Below are 24,271 nucleotides of genomic sequence, written 5' to 3'. Positions count from 1 at the left end.
AACGAAGTGCAATTGGTAAATTTAAAAGACGCAAGTGAACAGGTGTCATTTGCGCAGGCAGTAAAGCAGGGCCTGGGACGTAATCAGGGGTTATTTTTCCCTACTGAAATTCCCAGCTTTGACAACATTGATGAATTGCTGGCAATGCCTTTTGTTGAGCGTTCCACTAAAATCCTGTCGGCCTTTATTGGCGATGAGTTAGGTGAAGACACTGTTGCCGATATCGTAAAAGACGCGTTTACTTTTCCGGCCAAAGTGGAGCAGGTGAATGATAAAACCTACTGCCTGGAGTTGTTCCACGGCCCAACACTGGCCTTTAAAGACTTTGGCGGTCGGTTTATGGCCCAGTGCCTCGCTCGCATCAGTGACGGCGCACCTATTACAATTCTGACTGCAACCTCCGGTGATACCGGTGCTGCGGTTGCCCATGCCTTCCACGGGCTGGATAACATCAATGTGGTTATCCTGTTTCCCAAAGGCAAGATCAGCCCACTGCAGCAAAAGCTGTTTACCACCCTGGGCGATAATATTCATACCGTTGCCATTGAGAGTGACTTTGATGCCTGTCAGGCGATGGTTAAACACGCCTTTGATGACGTTGACGTACGCGAAGGCCTGCACCTTAACTCTGCCAACTCTATCAATATCAGCCGCCTGTTAGCTCAGGTCTGTTATTACTTTGAAGCGGTAGCACAACTGCCTGAAGACAAGCGCAGCAAAGCGGTCTTTTCGGTACCCAGTGGTAACTTTGGTAACCTGACCGCTGGCATGATTGCCAAGGTAATGGGTTTACCCATTAAACGCTTTATTGCGGCAACTAACCTGAATGACACCGTACCACGTTACCTGAAAACCGGTGAATGGGCGCCTAATGCTACGGTGGCTACCATGTCTAATGCCATGGATGTCAGCCAGCCTAACAACTGGCCACGCATTGAAGCGCTGGTAGAGCGCGGTTACATAGACAAAGCCATCCTGCGCGGTGAGTCTGTAGACGAAGAGTATACGCAGCTTGCTATGCGTCAGTTGCTGAAAGAAGGCTATACCTCTGAGCCGCATGCCGCCATTGCTTACCGTGCGGTGAGCCACGACCTGAACGACGACGAAGTTGGCGTATTTTTAGGTACTGCACATCCGGCCAAATTCCGTGAAACCGTTGAAAACGTATTAGGTACGCCGCTGAGTCTGCCCAAGCCGCTGGCCGATTGTGCTAATCAGGATAGCCTGGAAGCCGAGCTGCCGGCTGATTACGAAGCTTTAAAAGCGCATATGATTGCGCTACTCAAAGGCGAGTAATGACCACTTGGCAGGATGCCCTGGGGCCACAAAAAGAGGCTGAGTACTTTACCCGGCTGATGGCGCGTGTTGAGTCTGAGCGCGAGGCGGGTAAAGTGATTTATCCGCCTCAACAAGACGTATTTAACGCGCTTAAGTACACACCGCTGGAGAGCGTGAAAGTGGTGATCCTTGGTCAGGATCCCTATCATGGCCCGGATCAGGCCCACGGCTTGTGTTTTTCGGTATTACCGGGAGTTAAAACGCCGCCGTCGCTGGTTAATATCTACAAAGAACTGGCCGCCGACATCGATGGGTTTGTGATACCAAAACATGGCACACTCACCAGTTGGGCGGAGCAGGGAGTCTTGCTGTTAAATACCGTATTAACGGTAGAGCAGGGTAAAGCCCACAGCCATGCGAAATGGGGCTGGGAAACCTTTACCGACGCTGTGATTGATGCCGTTAACCGCCATCAACAAGGTGTGGTCTTTTTACTGTGGGGCAGCCACGCGCAGAAGAAAGGCATGCATATCGATACCAGCAAACATCATGTACTGAGTGCACCTCACCCTTCACCGTTGTCTGCACACCGGGGATTTTTGGGCTGTAAACACTTCAGCCAGACTAACCAGCTTCTGAGTAGCCAGAACAAGTCACCTATTAACTGGCAGGTATAAACCGCCAGTTAATAAGCCACTTTGTAGCCCGTTTTAAAAACCAGACACCCTAAACGCAAACGACCACATCAATGATGTGGTCGTTGTGTATTCTTAGCGTGCGCTTTCTTCTAAAGCCAGGTCAAAACTCATGTCGATATCAGCGAGTTCCTTTTCAAGTTGATACCGGTCTTTAATTGCTTCGATTTCTCTCCACTTTCGTTTTTTACTTTTAGTTTTGGTTGAAGTTTCGTCTAGGTTAAGCATTGCAAATAGATCTGAAGTATCCACGGAGATCTCCTTGTTATTACCGCTAACTACACTGTCAGTGTGTCTTTATTGACCCCTGACAATTTTTGTACCACAGCTATCGTTAGATTAAAATAGTTTTGTTTACTTTTAATTAACAAATTATGACGCTGTGATGACAATCCGTGGTGTTCTTATGTACAGAGGGACCCCGTGAGCGGTTCCCTCTGTTTTGCACATTATTGGCTCAGATTATAACCAGTAATGTTTATTTTGGTGCATTGGCTTGCTTAAAGCGGTTAATCAGATCCTGGGTTGAGCTGTCAAAAGTCTCTGCTTTTGTATTCCCCTGAATCCCCGCTAACACTTGATTTCCAAGGACTTTACCTAATTCTACGCCCCATTGGTCAAAGGAATTAAGCTGCCAGATAACACCTTGTACGAACACCTTATGTTCATACATTGCAACCAGCGCGCCAAGTGTAAACGGATCCAGCTTTTCAAATAAAATGGTGTTGCTGGGTTTGTTGCCCGGCATGGTTTTATGCTGAGCCAGACGTTTACGCTCTGCTTCGTCCAGCCCTTTGTCGGCTAAATCAGCATAGCAGTCATCAAAGGATTTACCCTGCATCAGAGCCTGTGCCTGACCAAAGCAGTTAGAGGCCAGCATCGCGTGATGGGTGTCGTCCTGATTAGGTACGTTTAATGGCAGCAGAAAGTCCGCCGGAATAACGCCGTGCCCCTGGTGAATGAGCTGGTGGAAACTGTGCTGACCGTTAGTTCCCTCGCTACCCCAGATGATCGGCCCGGTTTCGTAACCGATAGCATCGCCATCCTGTGTCACCATCTTGCCGTTACTTTCCATGTCGAGCTGCTGTACATACGCAGGTAAACCACGCAGATAATGGTAGTAAGGCAACATAACGTGAGACTGCGCCCCAAAGAAGTTGCGATACCAAATGCCCAGCACTGCCAGGATAACCGGCAGGTTCTGCTCATTAGGAGCCGATTTAAAGTGCTCATCCATAGCAAAAGCACCTTCCAGCAGGCCTTTAAAATTGGCAAAGCCGAGGCATAAGGAAATTGGCAGACCGATGGCAGACCACAACGAATAACGACCGCCTACCCAGTCCCACATAGGGAAGATGTTTTCTTCAGCTATTCCGAACTCGGTAGCGGCTTTAACATTGGAAGATACGGCAACAAAGTGCTTGGCGATATCTTCCTGTTTACCGCCCTGTTTAAGGAACCAGTCTTTGGCGGTTAGCGTATTTTGCAGAGTTTCCTGCGTTGAGAAAGACTTGGAAGACATCACGATAAGTGTATCTTCATGGTCCATCCCGGCGAGAACGTCAGTAATGTGGCAGCCATCAACGTTGGCCACAAAATGCACTTTTACTGCATCCTGCTGATAAGGTTTGAGGGCTTCGGTCATGATCTTCGGCCCTAAGAAGGAGCCGCCGATACCAATCGCCACAATGTGTTTAATCGCTTTGCCGGTATAACCTCTGTGCTCACCGCTGTGAATACTGTGCGTGAATGCCTCAATTTTCTCCAGCGTGGCGAGCACTTCCGGCATCACATCTTCGCCGTCGACCATGACTGGCCGGCCTGAAAAGTTACGTAACGCGGTATGTAATACTGCACGGCCTTCGGTATTGTTAATGATATCGCCGTTGAACATCGCGTCGCGATGTTGGGCGACACCACGCTCATCAGCCAGGTCAAACAGGGCTTTTAAAACATCTTTGGTCACCCGGTTTTTGGAAAAGTCGATATAAATACCGCAGGCCTCTGCATTCATTTCGGCAGCGCGGTTTTCGTCACTGGCAAACCAGTTACGCATATGTTCTTTTTTAACCAGTTGGGCCAGTGATTCAAGCGTTTGCCACTGGGCTGATTCCGTGAGCGTTGTCATACTTATTTCCTACAAAAACTAATCAGTAAAGATGGTTGATAATTTCAATTTAATGTTAATATTGTATTACAAATTATCGAGCTTGTCTTTTAACATTGTTTCCAGTTTTTCCTGGTCGGCTGCGAAGTTGCGAATACCTTCTGCCAGTTTCTCTGTAGCCATGGCATCTTCATTCATATCCCAACGGAACTCAGCTTCGGTAAGCGCTGCGCCCGGCTGCTCAGTGGCGCCGTTATCAGTTAATTTAGCGGCCACTTCGCCCGGCGCATTGGCCAGTTCTTCAAGTAACTGCGGGCTGATGGTCAGACGGTCACAACCGGCCAGCTCTAGGATTTCGCCGATGTTACGGAAGCTGGCGCCCATCACGATAGTTTTATAGCCATTGGCTTTGTAGTAGTTGTAGATGCTGGTAACAGAAACTACACCCGGGTCTTCGTTAGCTGCGTAGCTGTCTTTACCGGTTGCTTTTTTGTACCAGTCCAGGATACGCCCAACAAACGGGGAGATCAGGAACGCACCGGCTTCTGCGCACGCACGAGCCTGGGCAAAGCTGAATAGCAGTGTCAGGTTACAGTTGATGCCTTCTTTTTCCAGTACTTCTGCTGCTTTGATACCTTCCCAGGTAGAGGCAATCTTAATAAGGATTTTCGACTTGTCGATACCGGCATCCGCATACAGCTGGACCAGGCGCTTCGCCTTGGCGATGGTGGCTTCGGTATCAAACGATAAACGGGCATCCACTTCGGTAGAAATACGGCCAGGAATGCTGCCAGAAATTTCTTTACCAATAGCTACCGCAAGCTTGTCTGATGCGTCGGTAAGTTGTTGCCCGGCATCATCAGACTGACTGGCGGCCCAGCTGACTGCGTCATCAATAAGCGCAGCATATTGTGGCAGGCTGGCGGCTTTAAGCAGTAGTGACGGGTTGGTGGTCGCATCCACTGGCTGATACTTTTTAATGGCATCAATGTCGCCGGTATCGGCAACTACAGTGGTTAATTTACGGAGCGATTCAAGCTGGTTACTCATAGTCTGTTATATCCTGAATAAGTGGTGGCCGTGCCATCAGTACAGATGGTACGGGCCGGTTAAATTTGCTGTAGGGTGCCGTCTTGAATTTTTATGACGTGTTTTACTCAGTGTATAACAATCTTCGGTTGAGGTTAACCGCTGACGGTGCGCTATCGCTTTAAAATAAAGCGCTGTACAGTTTTCATAAGCACCGGTGTGGGTAAAACCCGTTTTGCGGTTTGTTCTGACCCATTTTATTGAACCTGCTAATCGATTTTTAGTGCCTGATTGACGTAATTAACAGTGGTATACTCTCCGGTAAAGAAATAGGAGAAAGCATGTTAGTTGTTGTATCCCCAGCCAAAAATTTAGATTACGAGTCCTCTGTTCCGGTTAGCGATTATACCCAGCCTGAGCTGTTGGATGATGCCTCGACGCTCGCCGAAGAGTGTAAGGAATTAAGCCCTGCTCAACTTGGTTCACTGATGAAGATCAGTGACAAACTGGCGACCCTGAATGCTAACCGTTTTGCTGAGTTCAGCGTGCCGTTTACCGACGACAACGCGCGTCAGGCACTGTTTGCATTTAACGGTGATGTGTACACTGGCCTTGATGCCCAGAGTTTAGGTGATGAAGATATCGCTTACGCCCAGCAGCATTTGCGGATCCTCTCGGGCCTCTATGGTGTTCTGCGACCGTTGGACCTGATGCAGGCCTATCGGTTGGAAATGGGCACTAAGCTGGAGAACTCCCGCGGTAAAAACCTGTATGAATACTGGGACAACAGAATTACCAAAGTGCTTAATGAGGCGCTCGAAGCTCAGGGTGATAATGTGCTGATTAACCTGGCGTCGAACGAATACTTCAAGTCAGTTAAGAAAGCAGCGCTTGATGGCATGATCATCACGCCCGTGTTTAAAGACAAGAAAAATGGTCAGTACAAGATTATCAGTTTCTTCGCCAAAAAGGCCCGTGGACTGATGGCCCGCTACATTATTCAAAATCAGGTTAAGGACGTGGACGGACTGAAAGCCTTTGACACGGCCGGGTATTATTTCAGTGAAGAGCAAAGCTCAGCGTCAGAACTGGTATTTTTACGCGAAGAGCAATAGTCCAATTGCTAAACTAAAAAACGCAGCAGGCGTGATGCCTTGCTGCGTTTTTTTATATTTACTTCATGGGCACCGCTTAAGGCTTAAGGTGCTCAAGGAAGAAATTGGTTTTCATGGTCTGCAGGTGCAGTGTTGTGCCTTCACCCTCACTGATGCGATGACTGCGATTAGGGTAGGACATAAACTCAAACTGCTTATTGTGTTTCACCAGCTCATTTATTAATGCCTCTGTGCCCTGATAATGAACGTTATCATCGCCGGTACCATGCACCAGTAACAGTTCGCCCTGTAAGTCTTTGGCAAAGGTGATGGGCGATGTCTGCGTGTAGCTGTCCGGATCGGTGTTAGGGTTGCCGGCGTAGCGTTCCTGATAGATGGTATCGTAATAACGAATATCAGCCACCGGTGCCTGAGCTACCCCTACGTGAAATTTATCGCCGTGTCTGAACAGCAGGTTAAGTGTTGAACTGCCGCCACCCGAGTGACCCCATACACCCACCCGGCTGGTATCAATTTGCGGCCAGCGCTCTGCCATGGCATCAAGGGCATCGGCCTGATCGCGTACGGTAAGACTGCCAATCTTCTTGTAAATCGATTTACGCCAGTCCCGGCCCTTTGGTGCGCGGGTACCGCGGTTATCCACCGACACCATAATAAAGCCTTTCTGTGTCATCATGCTGTTCCACAGATAGCTGCTGCCACCCCAGCTGTCCTGAACGGTAGAGCCCCAGGGTTCACCGTAAACATAAAATATGATGGGGTATTGTTTAGTTGGGTCCATATTAGGCGGGAACATGATCCAGCCATCAAGCACAACACCGTCTCTGGCTTCAACCCGGAAAAACTCGTGTTGCGGCAGCGACTCTTTGGCCAGCTGAGCTTTCAACTCATCGTTGGTGGTAAGCTGGGTAACAGGTTCATGGCCTGTTGTTTTGATGATCTGGCTACTGGCCGGTTGATTAAACCGGCTATGCGTGTGCATGGCATAGCTGGCATCCTTCGACATGTAGTAACGGTTATTTCCGGTAAATGTCATGGGGGTAACCTGCTGTACCGGGGTGCTTCCGTCCAGTGAGCCCTTAAACAGGAAGCGCTGTTCAGGCGCATCCGGCGAAGCGGTAAAGTAAATACTGTTAGTGGCTTCGTTAATGGTAATTAAGTCCACAATATCGTACTCACCCGGCGTTAAATCGATTATTGATTTACCATCCCGGGAAATTCGGTACAGGTGGCGCCAGCCGTCGCGCTCACTGTGAAAGACGAAATGGCTGCCATCTTCCTGCCACTCGGCCGCGTAATACCATTCCAGAAACGCATCGTCCTTATCGGTATAAATGGTTTCCAGGGTATTATCCTGCCAGTTAAATAACCGCAGCACATTGGTATTTTGCGGTCGGTTGACATCTTGAATAAGCACTTCCTCGCTGGTGCCTGCCCAACTAATGCGCGGCACATAGCGGTCGCGATTATCGCCGGTGAGCGGTGCCCAGTGAGTTTGTTGGTCGGCAAGTGATACCACACCAACCTTCACTGCAGAATTTTGCTCTCCAGCCTTGGGGTAAGGAAAACGCGTGAGGGCGGGGTAAAGCGAGTCGGTATTGTTGATCATGGTGAAGTATTCAACACCGGATTGATCGAGCTGCCAGTAAGCGATTGCTTTACTGTTCGGACTCCAGCGAAAACCATCGGTAATCGAAAACTCTTCTTCATATACCCAGTCGAAATTACCATTGATAATGGTATCGCTGCCATCGGTAGTAAGCGCGGTGACGTTTTTGCTACCCAGGGTTTCCACATAGATATTGTTGTCCTGTACATAGGCCACTTTCTGGCTGTCAGGGCTGAACTTGGCGAACATCAGGCTCGTTTCTTTGGGTGTCTCGCCACCGAGTTGGTAGAGTGAGTCAGATTCCAGGTTCAACACCCAGTAGTCACCTCGTGTGCGGTGCCGCCAGACCTTTTGCCCGTTAGTAAAAATCAGAGCCCATTTGCCGTCTTCGGACCATTGGTAGTTTTCAATACTCAGGGCGTCATCTGCGCCTTCAGGCGTGAGCTGTTCTACTGTTATCAGCACCTTGCGGCCGCTGCCATCAGGCTGATAAAAAACGATGTCATTGCCGGTTACGCCGTGGCTGTCATCATCAGTTTGCTGAGTATCTTTACTGCGCGCTTCGAGCACTGTATAGCCGCTGCCATCATCCAGCCAGCGAAAATAGGGCGCACGTTCACTGTTAAATTCTTTATCAGTATAAATGCGTTCGAGAGATAAGGTCGGAGCCGGCTCAGCGCTTTGTTGCCCACTCGGGGCACAGCCAAACAGAGCAAGCAAACCAACGCCTGTGATCAGGGATTGCGTTAACTTTTTCAATGTGAGTTCCGTCATTATTATTGATGTAGAGGATTATTCTTCCAGCAAAAGTGTAATGGATAGGGTACTTAAAACAAGCAGTTTGGTAGTCTGAAAGCTACCGCTCAACGGTTTTCTACCGGCAGAAGTTTGAGTATTACCCCGGCCAGCAGGGCAAAAGAAACGCCAATTAATACATCCATCATACGGGCAATGATAAGCGTTTGAGCGCTGTAACCAATCGGCGCGGTGTGGGCAAGGATAACGGTTAACGGCGTAATGAAAATACACGCCAGTGCATAATTTTTGGTGATCAGCATTTCGATAGTAAACGCCAGCACAAACAACAGCAGGATCAGTACCAGTGGCGAAGGAGACAGGGCAAAAATACCAGCAGCAATTAACATGCCCAGCGCCGTGCCCGTGGCCCGGTGCAAAGAGCGTTGCCAGAACTCGGTCATGCGCTGGCCCTGCAAGATTGCTGCCACTGTAATGGGCACCCAGTACGGATTATCAATACCACCCAGGCTGGCCAGATAATAACTGCCGCCGACGGTTATTCCGGCGACCAGCGCTTTTACGAAGGCGGCAGGTTGCCAGAGTGGTTGTGCCGGGCCGGTGACTTGTTTCGGTTTGTCTTTCACCATTATGCGGTCGTGAAGCCAAACGGCAATCGTTACCATCAGGCTACCGGCAAAAAAAGCGCTGGCAATGGCAGGAATATGGTCTGTTGGTACATGATGGGTTTTGCTCAGACAGCACACCATAATAAAAAAGAACCCGGCCGGCGGGCGCATCTTTTTATACAAGGCAAAGTAGATCGCTATCAGCGCAACCAGCCCAAGGAAAAAAGCGGAGGCGGGTAGATAGCGAGCAGTTATAAGCCCGAGGGTAAACGAAGCGCTAAATGGGATTATCATTTTCAGTAGCGCACGGGCCCGATAGCCGGGGGTAAAAGAAGGACTGTACAATCCCAGTAGCGCACCAATACAAGCTGTAAGGCCGGCTTCCAGGTTGCCACTGAGCACGCCAAGTAACAGTGGCAAGGCTATGCAAAAAGAGCAGAGGGCGATTAGCGATAACGGGCGGGGAATGGGATTAATGGTAAAAAGTGATTTCAGGCTATATAAGAAACCGCTTTGTGCCTGTTTTGCTGTGGCTGATAGTTTATGCCGTATTGGGCGTGTCACCCTCGTTTCTCCGTTACGGGTTGATGACATTGAGTCTGCATTTCGCTACCCCGGCAACGGAATTACCGCGCCGGGGTACATGCTAAGGATTAGTCCACGTACATCTTCTGCTGAAATTTAAGTTTTTCTACCGTGTTACCCCGGCGGATCTCGATATTAAAGCGGTACGTTTCTTCATGGCGAAAACTAAACACGGCCAGGTAGTAAATCGCTTCACCTTCCTGAACTTTTTTAAAGTTAAGTTTTTTTTCGGTGCCAAGCAGGTTGGTTGCCGTGCCCTGCATACTCACTGTTTGTGCTTGCTGAGTGTCGCTGTTAAGCACAGATATATTTACCAGCGCGTTGTACTTACTGCGGACTACGCCGTACTGACGGGCGATTTCAGGACTAAAAAACGTCGAGTTGACTACAATGTAATGCACATCCCAGTCACCCAGCTGCTCTTTTTGTTCGGCGCTGGCGGTAAATGCCAACGGCAGTAACAGGAGCGCAAGTAACAGTTTATAAAAAACGCGGAGTCGACCCATAGTTCACCTCTGCTTAGTAATAAGGTAAGTAATCGCGCAGTACCAGCTGTAACGCCTGCAGGGCAATAATGGCAATCAGTACCGATAAGTCGAGCCCGCCAATCGGCGGAATAATGCGCCGGATAGGGGCCAGAAATGGCTCGGTGAGTTGTTGCATGACGTATTCGATGGGATTACGTCCCTGAGAAACCCAGCTCAGTATGGCACGTAAGATAAGCACCCAGAACACCAGGGTAAGAAACTCTTTGACCACATCCAGTAATGAAATGATCACCAGACCCACGGGATTAATATTGCCACCAAACAGCAGGTTGAGCACCAGGTACTTCGCCATCGCGACCAGAATCGCCAGTACCAGGGTGGCGACATCAAAGGTGCCGATAGACGGAATAATCCGTCGCATCGGCCCGACGATGGGGTGAGTAGCTTTTACCACAAACTGACTAAACGGATTGTAAAAATCAGCCCTGGCCATCTGTAACCAAAGCCGCAATAACACCACCATTAAATAAAGGTTGAATATAGTGGTAATTAGAAAAACCGAAGCGCTCATTGCCTGTTCCTATCTAAAATAAAGTAGCCATTTCTTCAGCTCGCGCTACGGCGGCCTGCATTGCCTTGGCAACAATGCCCTGCAAATCGCTGTCGATTAACGAATTACATGCAGCAGCAGTAGTGCCTCCTTTCGATGTAACCTGGGCACGCAGCTCGCTGAGCTCCAGTTGTGGGTTTTCGCAGACCATTTCGGCTGCGCCCAGCATTGCCTGTTGCACTAATACGCGAGCGTCGGCCTGAGAAAATCCCTGCGCCATACACTCTTCCTGCATAGCCTGTAAAAATAGGAAGAAATAGGCCGGGCTGCTGCCGGCAGCCGCAATAACGCCATTAATATCGTCTTCTTTTTCTACCCACAGGGTTTTGCCTACCGCGCCCATGACATCGGCAACATAATCGCGGTCTGATTGTTCTACTGTTTCGTCGGCATACAGGCCCGACATCCCTTTGCCCAGTAAGCTTGGCGTGTTGGGCATAACCCGTACTACCGGATAATCACCACCGAGCATTTCCTGTAACCGGGCGACCGGCAGACCCGCCGCGATGGAAACAAAGAGCTTGCCGGCAAAGTCGGTATTTTGCTGCATCGCTGCGCACACATCCGCCATCATTTGCGGTTTTACGGATAACACAATGGCATCAGCAAACTGGCAGGCTTCGTCGTTGGACTGGGTAACTTTAATGCCCAGTTCTTCCTCCAGGGCATCAAGCTTTGGCCGCGAGCGGTTACTGGCAATTATAGCCTCTTTGGGATAACCAGACGCGACCAGTCCGGCAACGATACTGCGGGTCATGTTGCCCGCGCCAATAAATGCAAGTTTACGATGTTGCATGAGTCTCCTTTAATTTTGCTGTTGTCGGGCACCAAATATAGCGGTGCCAATTCGTACCATGGTTGAACCATGGGCGATAGCTTCGCACATATCACCGCTCATCCCTACTGAAAGGGTGTCCACGGCGTCGATCTGCGCTGCCAAATCATTATACAACGATTGTAAGGCCGCGAGCGTCTGATGCTGCGCTTGTGGTGTTACATCGGCTGCCGGAATTGCCATTAATCCCCGTAAAGATAAGCGAGGCAGGTTAAGTATTTCCTGCACCAGTGCCGGTAACTCATCCGGAATAATGCCGGACTTGGTGGTTTCCTGCTCTATATTGAGCTGAATACACACGTTTAATGGTGGCATATCCTCGGGGCGTTGGTCGTTAAGACGTCTGGCAATTTTCAGACGATCGATACTCTGCACCCAGTCAAAATGTTCAGCTACAATTTTAGTCTTATTTGATTGTATGGGGCCAATCATGTGCCATTCAATGTCTGTCAGGTGCTTAAGGGTCTGAATTTTATCGACCCCTTCCTGAATGTAGTTCTCACCAAACAATCGTTGTCCCGCTTCATACGCTAGCTCGATATCTGATACGGGTTTGGTCTTGCTAACCGCCAGTAATCGGACAGAATGAGGTTTACGGTTAGCAGACGCTATGGCGTTATCGATTTCTTGACGTGCGTTTATCAGTCGATCTGCTATTGTTTGCATTAATACATCTCACCTACAGGTTATGGAGAAGTCAGGCTGTGGATATTACCGAACTTTTAGCATTTAGTGTTAAGAATAACGCATCAGACCTTCACTTGTCCGCAGGCCTTCCTCCGATTATCCGGGTGGATGGCGAAATGCGTCGGTTAAACGTTGACCCGCTCGATCATAAACAGGTACATGCGCTGGTTTATGAAATAATGAACGACAAACAACGTAAGGAATACGAAGAAAATCTCGAAACCGATTTTTCTTTTGAGGTAAAAGATCTCTCTCGCTTCCGGGTTAATGCTTTTGTACAAAACCGCGGTGCAGCCGCCGTTTTACGTACTATCCCAAGTAAGGTACTGACACTGGACGATTTAGGCGCGCCCGCCATCTTTAAGGAAATTATCAACCAGCCCACTGGAATTGTACTGGTGACCGGCGCCACCGGCTCAGGTAAGAGTACCACCCTGGCTGCCATGATTGATCACATTAACTCGCATAAGCGCGAGCACATCCTGACCATTGAAGACCCTATCGAATTTGTGCATGAAAACAAATTAAGTGTACTTAACCAGCGGGAAGTGCACCGCGATACGCATAGCTTCTCAAACGCCCTGCGTTCTGCCCTGCGTGAAGATCCTGACGTGATTCTGGTGGGTGAATTACGGGATTTGGAAACCATTCGTCTGGCCATTTCGGCGGCGGAAACAGGCCACCTGGTGTTTGGTACCCTGCACACCAACTCGGCCCCCAAAACCATCGACCGTATCATCGATGTATTCCCGGCTGAAGAAAAGGCCATGGTGCGTTCCATGCTATCGGAATCACTGCGAGCGGTTATCTCGCAAACCCTGCTCAAAAAAATTGGCGGTGGCCGGGTTGCAGCCCATGAAATCATGGTAGGCATACCGGCTATTCGAAACCTGATCCGTGAAGATAAAGTGCCGCAAATGTACTCGGTAATCCAAACCGGCCAGTCGCATGGCATGCAGACCATGGATCAGTGCTTACAACGTCTGGTGGCTACCGGCGTGATTACCCAGCAGGATGCCATGGCCAAGATGGTAGATAAACAACGTCCGGGCTTTTAAGGAGTTAGGCTATGCTTGATCAACTATTGCAGAGTATGGTTGACCGCGATGCCTCCGATTTATTCGTGACATCCGGTTTTGCGGTAAGTGCCAAGATTAACGGCAAGCTAACGCCGTTGATGGAAACATCGCTGACCGATCAGGCCGCGCTGGATTTAGTCCATGAGGCCATGAGTGATAAACAGCGCGATGAGTTTCATACCACCAAGGAATGTAACTTCGCTATTGCGCGGGAGGGCATTGGTCGTTTTCGTTGCAGCGCGTTCTGGCAACGTGATCAGGCGGGTATGGTTATTCGGCGGATTGTGACACAAATTCCCAATGCTGAGGATCTCGGACTGCCGCCGGTCCTGAAAGACATTATTATGTCTAAACGGGGGCTGGTGCTGTTTGTGGGGGGCACCGGTACCGGTAAATCTACCTCACTGGCGGCGTTAATAGGCCATCGTAATACTAATTCCCATGGCCATATTCTGACCATTGAGGATCCTATTGAGTTTGTGCATGAACACAAAAATTGCGTGGTCACCCAGCGTGAAGTAGGCATAGATACACAATCTTTCGATGATGCTCTGAAAAGCTCACTGCGTCAGGCGCCGGATGTCATCCTGATTGGTGAGATCCGGTCCATGGAAACCATGGAATATGCCATGTCGTTTGCTGACACCGGTCACTTGTGTGTGGCCACACTGCACGCCAATAACGCTAACCAGGCCATTGAACGGATCATGCACTTAGCACCCAAGGATCAGCACGACAAACTGCGCTTTGATCTGAGCCTGAATATCCGCGCTATTGTGGCCCAGCAACTGGTGCCCACTGTGGATGGCAAGGGGCGCGTAGCCGCTATTGAAATCCTGCTTAATTCGCCTCTGATTCGGGATCTTATTCAGCGCAATGAAATTGGCAGCATTAAAGAGGCCATGGAAAAAGGCAAGGAACAGGGCATGCAAACCTTCGATATGGCCCTGTTTGACTTGTATAAAACGGGCCGAATCAATCTTGAGCAGGCCTTACATCATGCTGACTCTCCGAATGACTTGCGCCTGATGGTTAAGCTGGACTCGAATAATCCGCAGAGTGACGGTCTGGGTTCGTTATCCGGCGTGTCTATTGATATGGATTAAGCCTTGATCCGATTTAAATCAGGAGTGACGCCGTTTGTCATTCAGCAATACTACGATGCACTAACCACACAAGGGATCCCTTGTGTGGTGCGCAATCAGTTTATCAGTGGCGCCATGGGTGAACTGCCTGCACAGGATCTGGAACCGGAACTGTGGTTAATTAACGCCGACGACCTGGTGTTTGCTGAACGGGTATTAACCTCTCTAAAGGAGGATAACAGCGCCGACGCCTGGGTATGCAATACCTGCCACGAGCCTCAGGACGCCGAATTTAATCTGTGCTGGAATTGCCAGTCCCCCAAGTGTTAGCTTAAACACAAACAGAGTGTACTTATTGCGGCGCTTTCCCGTATATTAGTGCCATCAAAGCAACGATTGCCGTCTGTCGACTAATCCATGAAAAAACTCAAGCGTTATCAATACGAGCGATACGCCATTCTTTGTCAGCTTGCTTATCCTGATGCCGAAGAGAATTACCAGAAGGTGTTAGAGCCCTTTCATGAACGCCAACTGGTGGATAAATATGGTCGCATGAGTGTTCGCATTCTGTGGACGGACAATAAAAAAGAAGTCATCGTAGTATTCAGAGGGTCGCTGGGACTCAGAGACTGGCTGGCTAACATGGTATTTGTACCCGCCAAGATTAAGCAGGTCGATCGTCATTTTTATGTGCACTGGGGATTCAAGCGGCTGCTCAATCAGCCCATGTTTTCCAGCACTAAAACCATTAACGAAGCGTTACCCTTGCGCGAGTTGCTGGTAAAGGTACTGGAACCATTACGTCTGCAGGGCAAACGCTTTACGTTCACCGGGCATTCTTCCGGCGGCGCGGTAGCGGTGTTGATGGCCGATTACTTTGAGCGGCAGAATAAGAAAGCAGTGAAACGGGTAGTCACCTTTGGGCAGCCGGCTGTAGCCACCCGGGCCTGGAATAAACACTATTTGTTGCACCATAAAACCTATCGTATCTGTTGCGATCTGGATATGGTGACCTTTATGCCGCCGTTTCCCTATTACTTCTGGCATGTGGGCAAGATGCTCTGGCTTCACGATGATCAGATTTACGAGAATACTCCTACCCACGAACGCTTTTTAAAGTCGTTGCATAGCTGGCTGTTACGGCCGATTACTTACCATTACATGCGCAAGTATATCCGCAATAAAAGCTTGTTTGATGAACACTAGTCGGGTTGGCGGATAACCCGGTTTTTCAGTTTATCCAGACTGTACTTGTCTTTTATACTCATGATCAGGGCAGCGATGCTCAGCAGCAAAATACTACCCGATTCGTAAATCAGTACAATTTTATCCAGCTCTTTACTTTGCAGGATTATCATTCGACTGAGAGCAGTCATGGCTATAATCAGCGGCAGGGTTACCGGAATACGGTTGCTGTTGTAGTAAGCCGCCAGCATGCCCATTACTTCGGCGTAAATAAATAGCAGCAGCAGGTCTGACAGCTCCACGGTTCGATATTCAACCATGTGCATAATCTCTGCTCCTACCGCCACCAGTGTTGCCAGCATGATGAGGATCAGTAGCAGCTTCTCGATTTGCTCAATAAATTTAGACATCGACATAACCATTCCCTTACCGTTGGAATTTTCATCAGTGTGAGGGAAGTGCCGGGGGAAGGCTATAACTATTTAGTATGATTTTTATAGTGCTAATTGATCACGTGAATTGTTTTTTGCAGCGGATAATTTAATCCCAGAGGCTTTCAAACCAACTGGTAAAAATCAAACAGGCCGACACACTGTCGACTTTACCTTTGGTTAGTTTTTTATAACCGCCTAATTCAAAAAGCGTTGCTCTGGCATCGGCAGTGCTTAAACGCTCATCATAGGTGGTAACCGGTGTCTTAAAGCGGCCATGTAAGCGATTAGCAAACTTCTGTGCCCGCTCGGTCATGGTCTGAGAAGTACCGTCCATATTCAGTGGTAAACCCACTACTACGATATGCGGCTGCCATTCATCATAGATCTTTTGAATCTTATCCCAGTCAGGTATACCATCCCGGGCTTTAAGCGCTTCTAGGGGCGCGGCGGTGCCGGTGACTTCCTGACCGATGGCCACACCAATGCTCTTGGTGCCAAAATCAAACGCCAGAACAGTGCGTTGCCCGGCCTCAGGCATGACCCACCTCAGGCGCGATCTGCCAGACATCAATACCAAGGCTGCTAACCGCCAGTTGCCAGCGCTGGTGGATAGGCGTATCAAACAAAATTTTCGGATCGGCTTCGATAGTCAGCCATGAGTTTTCCTGAATTTCCCGCTCCAGCTGACCCGCACTCCAGCCTGCATAACCCAAAGTAATGATAGCCTGATCGGGACCGCGGTGATTGCCCAGTGCGCCTAATATGTCCTTGGAGGTGGTCACCATAATTTCTGAGGTCAGGTTGAGGCTTGAGCTCCAGCCAGGCTGAGGGCTGTGCAAAATAAAACCGCGCTCCTGGCTCACCGGTCCGCCGGCCAGCACGATTTGTTGACCCTTCTCATCGTCCACTTCTGCGTCTTTGTCGGCCTGTTCCAATAGCTCTTTAAGGGTCATATTGGTAGGTTGATTCACCACCAGGCCCATAGCGCCTTCTTCGTTGTGTTCACAAATATAGGTCAGGCTGCGGGAAAAAAACGGGTCTTCCATTGACGGCATGGCAATCAGAAAATGATTTGCCAGATTTTTCAGTTCAGTCATGTTCAGTACCTCGTTAGGCCGACATACAAAAATGGCGACGGCTTAGTTAAGTTTAGCTTCAATGGCGTCAAATAACTCGCCCGTTATATTTATATCGTACGCGCGCTCGATTTCTCTAACGCAGGTAGGGCTGGTAACGTTGATTTCAGTAATGCGATCGCCAATCACATCGAGCCCGACAAACATTAACCCGCGCTCAACTAACACCGGTGCGATGGTTTCTGCCAGTGCCCGGTCGCTGTCACTGATGGGTTGCGGTCGTCCTGTGCCGCCGGCTGCCAGGTTACCACGGGTTTCTCCTGCTGATGGTAAACGGGCCAGACAATAAGGCATCACCTTACCATTGACTATCAGTACCCGCTTATCACCCTCTTTAATGGCCGGCAGGTAGGCCTGCACCATCATTTGGCTCTGGCCGTTATTGGTCAGGGTTTCAATAATCACACCAAGGTTAGTGCCATCTTCCTTAATACGGAAAATAGAAGCGCCGCCCATGCCATCAAGCGGTTTGCAAATAACATCCTTATGTTTGGCATGGAACTGGCGTACCAGAGCAGCGTTGCGGGTAACCAGCGTATCCGGAATAAGCTCGGGAAAATAGGCGGTAAACAGCTTCTCGTTAAAATCCCGCAGGCTCTGTGGTTTATTAACTACCAGAGCACCAGCACGCTCGGCCAGGTCGAGAATGTGCGTAGCATACAAAAACTCACTGTCGAAGGGCGGATCCTTGCGCATCAGAATAACGTCGAGGTCACCCAGCAGATACTGTTGCTCTTCGCCAAGGGTATAGAAATCCTGCGCCTGATCTCTCACAGTCACGGGGTAACCAATGGCTTTAGGCACGCCATTGTCGATATATAAATCTTTGAGTTCGAGGTAGATTAATGTTGCACCGCGATGCTGGGCCTCTAACATCATCGCGAAACTGGTGTCTTTTTCTGGTTTTATTTTGGCAATGGGGTCCATTACCACGCCAACGGTATAGGTCATAGCGCACTCTCTCTAGTCATATAAGACAAAAGTGGAGGTTATCACCGCTTAATTCAAGTCATTATGCGGTTACTGGTCGTATTATTTAGCAGCTTACAGGCGCAGGACTAACGATTACAAATCGCCAAAGGTGGCCTGCAATACAGACAGACCGGTGATTGCAGCAGTTTCTGTGCGTAAGATTCTGGGACCAAGTGAGCAGGCAGTAAAACCGGCTTCCTGCGATTGATGTACTTCGGTATCGGATAGTCCGCCTTCAGGCCCAATCAATAAACGGAAACCTGCATGGTTTGTAGTTAGCTGAGTCAGACGCTGTTGACTGCCGGGCGATAACACCAGGCGGGTTTGAGAGGTGGAATCGGCCAACCAGTCTTTAAGCAGGGTGACCGGTTTTAATTCCGGCAGGGTATTGCGGCCACATTGCTCACACGCGCCCTGAATGATTTTTTGCCACTGCAGTATTTTTTTCTGCCAGCGCGATTCGTCCAGTTTCACCGGGCAGCGCTCTGTAATTAACGGTGTAATGGTTGTTGCACCCAGCTCCGTGGCCTTTTGCAGAACTAAGTCCATCCGGTCACCCTTTGATATTCCCTGGCCTAAGTGCAGGGGTAAAGGCGACTGCGTGTCAATGGCCAGCCGGGAATCTACCTCGATGACAACCTGGCGTCGCTGAGCGAGAATAATGGTTGCCGGATATTCATTACCGTCACCGTTAAATAACACTACCGGATGACCACTCTTCAGTCGCAGAACGTTTGCTACATGATGCGCTGCGTCGGCAGTTAACGTTAGCTCACTGTCTACAGTGATGGTGTCGGGATGAAATAAACGAGGGATACGCATAAAGACTATCTTACCAAAGTGAAACGGCGGACAGTTTAGCTTTCATTGCGAGAGGAATACAACAAAACATCGCTGCAACAGTCCAGGCTATTGCAGCGATGCTGACTGTTATTTCGAGGCAAAAGTATTTATGGATTGTGCCTGATTGACCGCCATGGATTTATTGCGACGGGCATGAACGGTGTGTTTTCCCTTGTCGCCTTTGAGCGCATAACCAAGAATAAATAACACAACCAAAAATAGACAACTAAGTAGTAACATTTTCTATTCCTTAAAAAATTTCTACTGATTATAAGCAGTTGCAACACTATGCCAGACCAGACATGATGCATAAGCATGCTTACAAATACTTCTGAATGACCCTAAATACCTTTTCAGGCGCATTCGATTTCCCAACTTTTGGAAAAATTGCGCTAAAAAATATAGTCGTTTATGGTCCTCAGATCCAGTAAAAAAAAGGGCTCAGACGGCCTTTTTTAAAAACTCAAATGCAATCAACTGATTAGCAAATTAAGCAGTAAAATCTGTAAAAAATAGTACGTCGCGGGTGTGACAGCTTAATGAAATTATAGCCCAAAAAAACCAATTCTGTTGCGCAGTTCACACGAACACTGGTAACTTACTGTTAGCTAAACAATAAAGGAATTTTAGTATGTTCACTCAAGAAGACATTGAAATGTACGTTAATACCTATGCGATTCCGTGGGGTATTAATATTGCGATGGCGCTTATTATTTTCGTCATCGGTAGGATGGTTGTTGGAATTATTATTTCAATGTTCGGCAAGTTGATGTCGAAATCGAAGTACGACGATATGCTGGTCGATTTTTTGAAGTCGATTCTTAACGCAGTTCTCATGCTGTTTGTGATTGTAGCGTCGTTAGATGAATTAGGTGTCGATACCACGTCGTTAGTTGCCATTCTAGGTGCCGCTGGTCTGGCAATTGGCTTATCGTTACAGGACTCGCTGAAGAACTTTGCTGCGGGTGTAATGTTGCTTGTTTTCAAACCGTTTCGTGCCGGTGATTATGTTGAAGCTGCAGGTGTAGCAGGTACGGTAAAGAAAATAGGCATTTTTACCAGCTCTATGAACACCCCTGACAACAAAGAGATCATCGTACCAAATGGTAAAATTTATGGTGACAACATCATTAATTATTCAGCCATGACAAACCGCCGCGTTGATATGACTTTTGGTATTGGGTATGGCGATGATCTGTTAAAGGCAAAAAATGTTCTGGAGCAGATGGTTAAGGAAGATGAGCGGATTTTAGAAGAGCCTGCGCCAGTAGTAGCCGTGTCTTCACTAGGCGATTCCAGTGTAAACTTTACCGTTCGCCCATGGGTCAAAAAGGAAGATTATTTTGCAGTATTGTGGGCGTTTACTGAAAATGTAAAATTACGATTCGACGAGGAAGGTATTTCAATACCATTCCCTCAAATGGATGTGCATTTCTTCAAAGAAGCGGATAACACCGAGAAGAAAGAAAGCGCTGAATAAATCATTTAAAGGCAAAAAACGGCTCTCAGAGCCGTTTTTTTTCGCCCGCAACTTACTGGCTGCAGCTGGCTTTGGTGGGGCTGGCCTGATAGTCGGCCATTGCCGCATCCATATTCGCCTGCAGGTTTTTAATCCGGCTATCGGGGGCCGGGTGAGTTGACAGCAACTCCATTGGCCGTTCCCCACCGCTGGCCGCTTCCATATTACGCCACAAGTCAACGGACTGACGGGGATCAAACCCGGCCTTAGCCATGAGCTGCAAACCAATCAGATCGGCTTCTGATTCGTGAGTACGGCTAAACGGCAGCTGTACACCCAACTGCAAACCGAGCCCCAGTGCGCCCATAATTTCGGCGTTATAAGGCACCTGATTTGCTGCCAGTACCTGATTGGCAACCTGCGAACCGGTTTGAATTAGGGTCGTCTGCGACATCCGCTCGTTACCATGCTGCGCAATAACGTGGCCGATTTCATGACCGATGACAGCAGCCAACTGATGCTGATTAGTGGCCACTTTTAGCAAGCCGGTGTAAACGCCAATTTTACCGCCGGGCAGTGCGAAGGCGTTAACCTGATCGTCATTGAACACCACGACTTCCCAGTCGCCTGAATACACGCCCGAGGGTACGTAGGGTAATAAGGTGTCGGCCACACACTGAACGTACTGATTCTGTGCAGGCTGTTTGGACACCGGGATTTCGCTTTTCATGCCATCAAAGGCCTGAACGCCAATGGCATTAAGCTGATCGCTGCCAAACAACAGTATCTGATTGCGACCGGTAGGTGAGGTTGCACACCCAACAAGGGTGCTGGCAGTCATTGCCATTGCCAGTACATAAGCGGATAACTTCATCAATTTGATTCCTTTTTCAATCTGCCAGCCGTGCTACGACTCGGGATTTCACATTTCTGTCACTCAAGGGACATGAAACTGTCACTCGGCTTTTCTACGCTTGGACGTTTAAGCAGGATTAACACGCTGAAATAGTTAAGTTTCGATCAGTGAGTGTCTTTGCTAAGCATACTTCAATTAACTATAAAAAAGGAAATGCAATGAAAGCGTCAATGTTCAAAACGAGTTTACTTGCGCTAGCTGTAGTGGGTCTGTTAACCGGCTGTAGCCTGGATGGCGACGACGGTGCTGATGGTTCGCAAGGTCCTCAGGGGGAAGCCGGTCCGGTGGGTGCAGATGGTCAGGATGCAACCCGTGGCATTGAGCTGGCCGTTATTGGCCGCGCATCACTGGAAGCCGAAGGCGCTGCTGAAATTGTTCAGTACGATGTGGCAAGTGGCATGGTTTACGTCACTAACAGTGATTCTAATACGGTTGCGCTGGTAGATATCAGTGACTTGTCTGACGCGCCGCTGGACAGTCCGATTACCGATTTAAATCTGACCGTAGGTTCAGAAGTTACCTTGCCCACCGAGGTAGACGGGGTTGCTCTGGACGGATTAACCAGTATTGCGTTATCCGGTGATTTACTGGCTGTAGCCGTACCTGCTGACGCCAAGGCTGATAACGGTTTTGTGCTGTTCTACACCGGCGTATCCGCGTCTGCGCCAACGCTATTAAAGGCGGTAGAAGTAGGTAATCTACCCGATATGGTGACGTTTACGCCGGATGGTAGCAAAGTGCTGGTGGCCAATGAAGGTGAACCAGGTGGCGATTATACTGTTGACCCGGAAGGTTCTGTAGCCGTTATCGACGTCACCGACGGCGTTCCTGCTGATGAGGCTACACTGCTCGATTTTACAGACTTCAACGGACAAAAGGCTGAGTTAATGGCTATGGGGATGCATTTCCCTAACCCGGCCGGACGTACAATCAATGGTGTGACCATCACAACTTCGGTTGCCCAGGATTTAGAGCCTGAATACATCACGGCCAGCAATGAGATGGCATACGTGACATTGCAGGAAAACAATGGTGTGGCGGTAATTGACCTGAACACGATGACAATGGACATAGTGGGTCTGGGGTTCAAAAACTGGGCCGGGCTGAATATCGACGTGCAGGAAGACGGTGAAGTAAGTTTCGGTCAGTACGAAGGATTGTACGGTGTGTATATGCCCGACACGATTGCTATGTTTAGCTGGAAAGGCGCGGATTTTCTGTTAACTGCCAACGAGGGTGATGCGCGGGAATACTTTATTTCTGAAGACATGAGTGAGACGGATTGTACTGCTGCTGGCGGCCAGGATTGGGACGACAGAGAATGTCTGGCGTATACCGAAGAAGTGAAAATTAAGGCTCTTGATGCTGAGCCCGGCTCGGCGCTTGAAATGCTGCAGATGAATGGTGAAGCCGACGATCTGCGGGTGACCAACGCCTTAGGCGATGCTGATGGCAATGGACTGTACGATGCCGCTTATAGTTATGGCGCCCGGTCATTCACTATCTGGGACCAAAATGGTTTAGTCGTATTTGATTCCGGTGATGACTTTGAACGCATCACGGCATCATTATACGGAAGTGCCTTTAACAATGGTGACGATGAAAACGAAGGTGATTCACGTTCTGAAAACAAGGGGCCTGAGCCTGAAGCACTGACCGTCGGTCAGGTAGGTGAGCGTACCTACGCATTTATCGGTCTGGAGAGAATGGGCGGCATTTTTGTTTATGACATCACCAACCCTTACGACGCGTCCTTCGTTGAATACATCAATAACCGTGATGTGACCGAAGGATTGGTTGTAGGTGATGCGATTGGTGATTTGGCACCCGAAAGCTTACTGTTTGTTGCTGCAGATGAAAGCCCAACCGGTGCCCCCGCTCTGATTGTGGGCAACGAAGTGAGCGGTACGGTGGCGGTATATTCAATTACCCAAAAATAATCCCTGAAGATCCGGTAATACTGGATAGCTAAAGATTGCACCTCCTGTAAATTTGCGCAGGGGGTGCCAACTGCAAACCAACAATGCTGTGTTACTCCATAGCCGTTCAGCCTCTCTGTCTGTTAATTTGAAAAATCGCTGATTTACTATACGTTTGGCTATGTTCGGATTAACTGTTGTTGAATCGAAAAGAGCCTGTTTTCGTTAAGGTTTTCTGGATTATCCATAAACCTGAACCAACCCAGGTAGTGTTCCAAGTATTTTGTGGCTACTCCGTGAAACCGTTTCATCCACGCTTTCAGACGGCTGTGATAGGCGTTAACATTCTGAATATGAAAGACTTTATCTATCACCTTAACACCTCCCGCCACGTCTAAGCGCTTGTGTATTAAATCATTTTTCTCAGAAAGAGCTATGTAGGGCTTATATCCATCACTACATAACACACTGTCTTTCTCTAATTTTCCTGCTAGCTCCTGATGCAGAGTTGCCGATGTAACACTTGGCACAACGGCCTCATACGTATTCTTGGCTCTGTCTCTGACCGTTAAAACGGGCACCCAGTCATCTTTTGAACGCCCTCGTTTTTTCGCTTTCATCCCTCTTTTGCGGGGCTGACGAGTCATACGTTTTGAGCCTTTCTCTGAGTAGGGAAAAAGTGTTTCGTCAGCCTCGATAATACCTTCTAGTTTGCTCGCTTTCAGTGCTGATGGTAGCGCTAGGAATCGATGCCGCCACCTGAACGATGTTTCAAGGTGGAGACCACATTCTTCGGCACATTTACGCAATGGCTTACTGTCCAGCATACAGCGAATATATT

General features: G+C 48.8%; 26 protein-coding genes. 9 read left to right on the top strand and 17 right to left on the bottom strand.

The window, feature by feature from the left end:
* Positions 1-6: 6 nt before the first annotated feature.
* Positions 7-1,296 carry a threonine synthase gene (thrC, locus tag D9T21_RS10915; RefSeq protein ID WP_123324980.1) on the top strand — a complete coding sequence of 430 codons (1,290 nt, stop codon included), beginning with the start codon at positions 7-9 and terminating at the stop codon, positions 1,294-1,296.
* The gene (gene ung, locus D9T21_RS10910; RefSeq protein ID WP_123324979.1) at positions 1,296-1,955 is read left to right on the top strand and encodes a uracil-DNA glycosylase; all 660 of its coding nucleotides are present in this window, start codon (positions 1,296-1,298) and stop codon (positions 1,953-1,955) included. Before thrC ends, ung begins: the two co-directional genes overlap by 1 nt.
* A gap of 93 nt (positions 1,956-2,048) precedes the next feature.
* Here the strand turns inward: ung and D9T21_RS10905 are convergent, their stop codons facing one another.
* The 3 genes from D9T21_RS10905 to tal all read right to left on the bottom strand — a co-directional run bounded on the left by D9T21_RS10905 (position 2,049) and on the right by tal (position 5,130).
* The gene (locus D9T21_RS10905; RefSeq protein ID WP_083271860.1) at positions 2,049-2,225 is read right to left on the bottom strand and encodes a DUF3545 family protein; all 177 of its coding nucleotides are present in this window, start codon (positions 2,223-2,225) and stop codon (positions 2,049-2,051) included.
* Positions 2,226-2,451: 226 nt separating this feature from the next.
* On the bottom strand, positions 2,452-4,101 hold the full coding sequence (pgi, locus tag D9T21_RS10900; RefSeq protein ID WP_123324978.1) for a glucose-6-phosphate isomerase: 1,650 nt from the start codon (positions 4,099-4,101) through the stop codon (positions 2,452-2,454).
* 66 nt (positions 4,102-4,167) lie between these two features.
* A complete protein-coding gene (tal, locus tag D9T21_RS10895; protein WP_105936409.1) occupies positions 4,168-5,130 on the bottom strand; it encodes a transaldolase in 963 nt (320 codons plus the stop codon).
* Positions 5,131-5,450: 320 nt separating this feature from the next.
* Here tal and yaaA point away from each other — a divergent pair, with 320 nt between their 5' ends.
* A complete protein-coding gene (gene yaaA, locus D9T21_RS10890; RefSeq protein ID WP_123324977.1) occupies positions 5,451-6,224 on the top strand; it encodes a peroxide stress protein YaaA in 774 nt (257 codons plus the stop codon).
* A 76-nt stretch (positions 6,225-6,300) separates the two neighbouring features.
* Here the strand turns inward: yaaA and D9T21_RS10885 are convergent, their stop codons facing one another.
* The 6 genes from D9T21_RS10885 to D9T21_RS10860 form a co-directional block, all read right to left on the bottom strand.
* On the bottom strand, positions 6,301-8,607 hold the full coding sequence (locus tag D9T21_RS10885; protein WP_123324976.1) for a S9 family peptidase: 2,307 nt from the start codon (positions 8,605-8,607) through the stop codon (positions 6,301-6,303).
* A gap of 89 nt (positions 8,608-8,696) precedes the next feature.
* Positions 8,697-9,761 (bottom strand): FUSC family protein, encoded by a 1,065-nt coding sequence (locus D9T21_RS10880; RefSeq protein ID WP_164464650.1) that lies wholly within the window; start codon positions 9,759-9,761, stop codon positions 8,697-8,699.
* Positions 9,762-9,850: 89 nt separating this feature from the next.
* On the bottom strand, positions 9,851-10,288 hold the full coding sequence (locus D9T21_RS10875) for a DUF4426 domain-containing protein (RefSeq protein WP_123324974.1): 438 nt from the start codon (positions 10,286-10,288) through the stop codon (positions 9,851-9,853).
* Positions 10,289-10,301: 13 nt separating this feature from the next.
* Positions 10,302-10,841, bottom strand: coding sequence for a YggT family protein (locus D9T21_RS10870; protein ID WP_123324973.1), 540 nt, complete (start codon positions 10,839-10,841; stop codon positions 10,302-10,304).
* 13 nt (positions 10,842-10,854) lie between these two features.
* Positions 10,855-11,676 (bottom strand): pyrroline-5-carboxylate reductase, encoded by an 822-nt coding sequence (gene proC / locus D9T21_RS10865; RefSeq protein ID WP_123324972.1) that lies wholly within the window; start codon positions 11,674-11,676, stop codon positions 10,855-10,857.
* A gap of 9 nt (positions 11,677-11,685) precedes the next feature.
* The gene (locus D9T21_RS10860) at positions 11,686-12,381 is read right to left on the bottom strand and encodes a YggS family pyridoxal phosphate-dependent enzyme (RefSeq protein WP_123324971.1); all 696 of its coding nucleotides are present in this window, start codon (positions 12,379-12,381) and stop codon (positions 11,686-11,688) included.
* A 38-nt stretch (positions 12,382-12,419) separates the two neighbouring features.
* Between D9T21_RS10860 and D9T21_RS10855 the strand changes: the two genes are divergently transcribed.
* The 4 genes from D9T21_RS10855 to D9T21_RS10840 all read left to right on the top strand — a co-directional run bounded on the left by D9T21_RS10855 (position 12,420) and on the right by D9T21_RS10840 (position 15,772).
* A complete protein-coding gene (locus tag D9T21_RS10855; RefSeq protein WP_123324970.1) occupies positions 12,420-13,460 on the top strand; it encodes a type IV pilus twitching motility protein PilT in 1,041 nt (346 codons plus the stop codon).
* Between the two features lie 11 nt (positions 13,461-13,471).
* A complete protein-coding gene (locus D9T21_RS10850; protein WP_123324969.1) occupies positions 13,472-14,587 on the top strand; it encodes a PilT/PilU family type 4a pilus ATPase in 1,116 nt (371 codons plus the stop codon).
* A 3-nt stretch (positions 14,588-14,590) separates the two neighbouring features.
* On the top strand, positions 14,591-14,896 hold the full coding sequence (locus D9T21_RS10845) for a putative signal transducing protein (protein WP_123324968.1): 306 nt from the start codon (positions 14,591-14,593) through the stop codon (positions 14,894-14,896).
* Positions 14,897-14,983: 87 nt separating this feature from the next.
* Positions 14,984-15,772 (top strand): lipase family protein, encoded by a 789-nt coding sequence (locus tag D9T21_RS10840; protein WP_123324967.1) that lies wholly within the window; start codon positions 14,984-14,986, stop codon positions 15,770-15,772.
* Here the strand turns inward: D9T21_RS10840 and D9T21_RS10835 are convergent.
* The 6 genes from D9T21_RS10835 to D9T21_RS22720 form a co-directional block, all read right to left on the bottom strand.
* Positions 15,769-16,167: a phosphate-starvation-inducible PsiE family protein gene (locus D9T21_RS10835; protein ID WP_123324966.1), complete on the bottom strand. Its 399-nt coding sequence runs from the start codon at positions 16,165-16,167 to the stop codon at positions 15,769-15,771. The genes D9T21_RS10840 and D9T21_RS10835 overlap by 4 nt on opposite strands.
* Positions 16,168-16,291: 124 nt before the next feature.
* The gene (gene ruvX / locus D9T21_RS10830) at positions 16,292-16,723 is read right to left on the bottom strand and encodes a Holliday junction resolvase RuvX (RefSeq protein ID WP_123324965.1); all 432 of its coding nucleotides are present in this window, start codon (positions 16,721-16,723) and stop codon (positions 16,292-16,294) included.
* Positions 16,716-17,282, bottom strand: a complete 567-nt coding sequence (locus D9T21_RS10825; RefSeq protein WP_170308554.1) for a YqgE/AlgH family protein — start codon at positions 17,280-17,282, stop codon at positions 16,716-16,718. Before D9T21_RS10825 ends, ruvX begins: the two co-directional genes overlap by 8 nt.
* 42 nt (positions 17,283-17,324) lie before the next feature.
* On the bottom strand, positions 17,325-18,272 hold the full coding sequence (gene gshB / locus D9T21_RS10820) for a glutathione synthase (RefSeq protein WP_123324964.1): 948 nt from the start codon (positions 18,270-18,272) through the stop codon (positions 17,325-17,327).
* Between the two features lie 114 nt (positions 18,273-18,386).
* Positions 18,387-19,115 (bottom strand): 16S rRNA (uracil(1498)-N(3))-methyltransferase, encoded by a 729-nt coding sequence (locus D9T21_RS10815; protein ID WP_123324963.1) that lies wholly within the window; start codon positions 19,113-19,115, stop codon positions 18,387-18,389.
* 108 nt (positions 19,116-19,223) lie between these two features.
* The gene (locus D9T21_RS22720) at positions 19,224-19,376 is read right to left on the bottom strand and encodes a hypothetical protein (protein WP_164464649.1); all 153 of its coding nucleotides are present in this window, start codon (positions 19,374-19,376) and stop codon (positions 19,224-19,226) included.
* 391 nt (positions 19,377-19,767) lie between these two features.
* Here D9T21_RS22720 and D9T21_RS10810 point away from each other — a divergent pair, with 391 nt between their 5' ends.
* Complete coding sequence (locus D9T21_RS10810) at positions 19,768-20,616, top strand: mechanosensitive ion channel family protein (RefSeq protein ID WP_105936393.1); 849 nt, start codon at positions 19,768-19,770, stop codon at positions 20,614-20,616.
* A gap of 52 nt (positions 20,617-20,668) precedes the next feature.
* Here D9T21_RS10810 and D9T21_RS10805 read toward each other — a convergent pair whose 3' ends face one another.
* On the bottom strand, positions 20,669-21,469 hold the full coding sequence (locus D9T21_RS10805; RefSeq protein WP_123324962.1) for a M48 family metallopeptidase: 801 nt from the start codon (positions 21,467-21,469) through the stop codon (positions 20,669-20,671).
* A 200-nt stretch (positions 21,470-21,669) separates the two neighbouring features.
* On the opposite strand from D9T21_RS10805, the gene D9T21_RS10800 reads away from it, so the two are divergent.
* Positions 21,670-23,451, top strand: coding sequence for a choice-of-anchor I family protein (locus tag D9T21_RS10800; RefSeq protein WP_123324961.1), 1,782 nt, complete (start codon positions 21,670-21,672; stop codon positions 23,449-23,451).
* Between the two features lie 158 nt (positions 23,452-23,609).
* On the opposite strand, the gene D9T21_RS10795 is transcribed toward D9T21_RS10800, so the two are convergent.
* On the bottom strand, positions 23,610-24,271 hold a 662-nt coding region (locus D9T21_RS10795), incomplete at its 5' end, for an IS1595-like element ISAma5 family transposase (RefSeq protein WP_123324960.1).

Origin of the sequence: Marisediminitalea oceani (assembly GCF_003731635.1) — a bacterium.
In the GTDB taxonomy this organism is placed as follows: domain Bacteria; phylum Pseudomonadota; class Gammaproteobacteria; order Enterobacterales; family Alteromonadaceae; genus Alteromonas; species Alteromonas oceani.
The sequence above is the reverse complement of the archived record's forward strand: the minus strand, read 5'-3'. Positions and strand labels throughout refer to the sequence as shown.

Coding starts and splice junctions, on each gene's coding strand:
- ung (WP_123324979.1), top strand. CDS start 1,296: ATGACCACTTGGCAGGATGCCCTGGGGCCACAAAAAGAGGCTGAGTAC.
- pgi (WP_123324978.1), bottom strand. CDS start 4,101: ATGACAACGCTCACGGAATCAGCCCAGTGGCAAACGCTTGAATCACTG.
- tal (WP_105936409.1), bottom strand. CDS start 5,130: ATGAGTAACCAGCTTGAATCGCTCCGTAAATTAACCACTGTAGTTGCC.
- yaaA (WP_123324977.1), top strand. CDS start 5,451: ATGTTAGTTGTTGTATCCCCAGCCAAAAATTTAGATTACGAGTCCTCT.
- D9T21_RS10885 (WP_123324976.1), bottom strand. CDS start 8,607: ATGACGGAACTCACATTGAAAAAGTTAACGCAATCCCTGATCACAGGC.
- D9T21_RS10875 (WP_123324974.1), bottom strand. CDS start 10,288: ATGGGTCGACTCCGCGTTTTTTATAAACTGTTACTTGCGCTCCTGTTA.
- D9T21_RS10870 (WP_123324973.1), bottom strand. CDS start 10,841: ATGAGCGCTTCGGTTTTTCTAATTACCACTATATTCAACCTTTATTTA.
- proC (WP_123324972.1), bottom strand. CDS start 11,676: ATGCAACATCGTAAACTTGCATTTATTGGCGCGGGCAACATGACCCGC.
- D9T21_RS10860 (WP_123324971.1), bottom strand. CDS start 12,381: ATGCAAACAATAGCAGATCGACTGATAAACGCACGTCAAGAAATCGAT.
- D9T21_RS10850 (WP_123324969.1), top strand. CDS start 13,472: ATGCTTGATCAACTATTGCAGAGTATGGTTGACCGCGATGCCTCCGAT.
- D9T21_RS10840 (WP_123324967.1), top strand. CDS start 14,984: ATGAAAAAACTCAAGCGTTATCAATACGAGCGATACGCCATTCTTTGT.
- D9T21_RS10835 (WP_123324966.1), bottom strand. CDS start 16,167: ATGTCGATGTCTAAATTTATTGAGCAAATCGAGAAGCTGCTACTGATC.
- ruvX (WP_123324965.1), bottom strand. CDS start 16,723: ATGCCTGAGGCCGGGCAACGCACTGTTCTGGCGTTTGATTTTGGCACC.
- D9T21_RS10825 (WP_170308554.1), bottom strand. CDS start 17,282: ATGACTGAACTGAAAAATCTGGCAAATCATTTTCTGATTGCCATGCCG.
- gshB (WP_123324964.1), bottom strand. CDS start 18,272: ATGACCTATACCGTTGGCGTGGTAATGGACCCCATTGCCAAAATAAAA.
- D9T21_RS10815 (WP_123324963.1), bottom strand. CDS start 19,115: ATGCGTATCCCTCGTTTATTTCATCCCGACACCATCACTGTAGACAGT.
- D9T21_RS22720 (WP_164464649.1), bottom strand. CDS start 19,376: ATGTTACTACTTAGTTGTCTATTTTTGGTTGTGTTATTTATTCTTGGT.
- D9T21_RS10810 (WP_105936393.1), top strand. CDS start 19,768: ATGTTCACTCAAGAAGACATTGAAATGTACGTTAATACCTATGCGATT.
- D9T21_RS10805 (WP_123324962.1), bottom strand. CDS start 21,469: ATGAAGTTATCCGCTTATGTACTGGCAATGGCAATGACTGCCAGCACC.
- D9T21_RS10800 (WP_123324961.1), top strand. CDS start 21,670: ATGAAAGCGTCAATGTTCAAAACGAGTTTACTTGCGCTAGCTGTAGTG.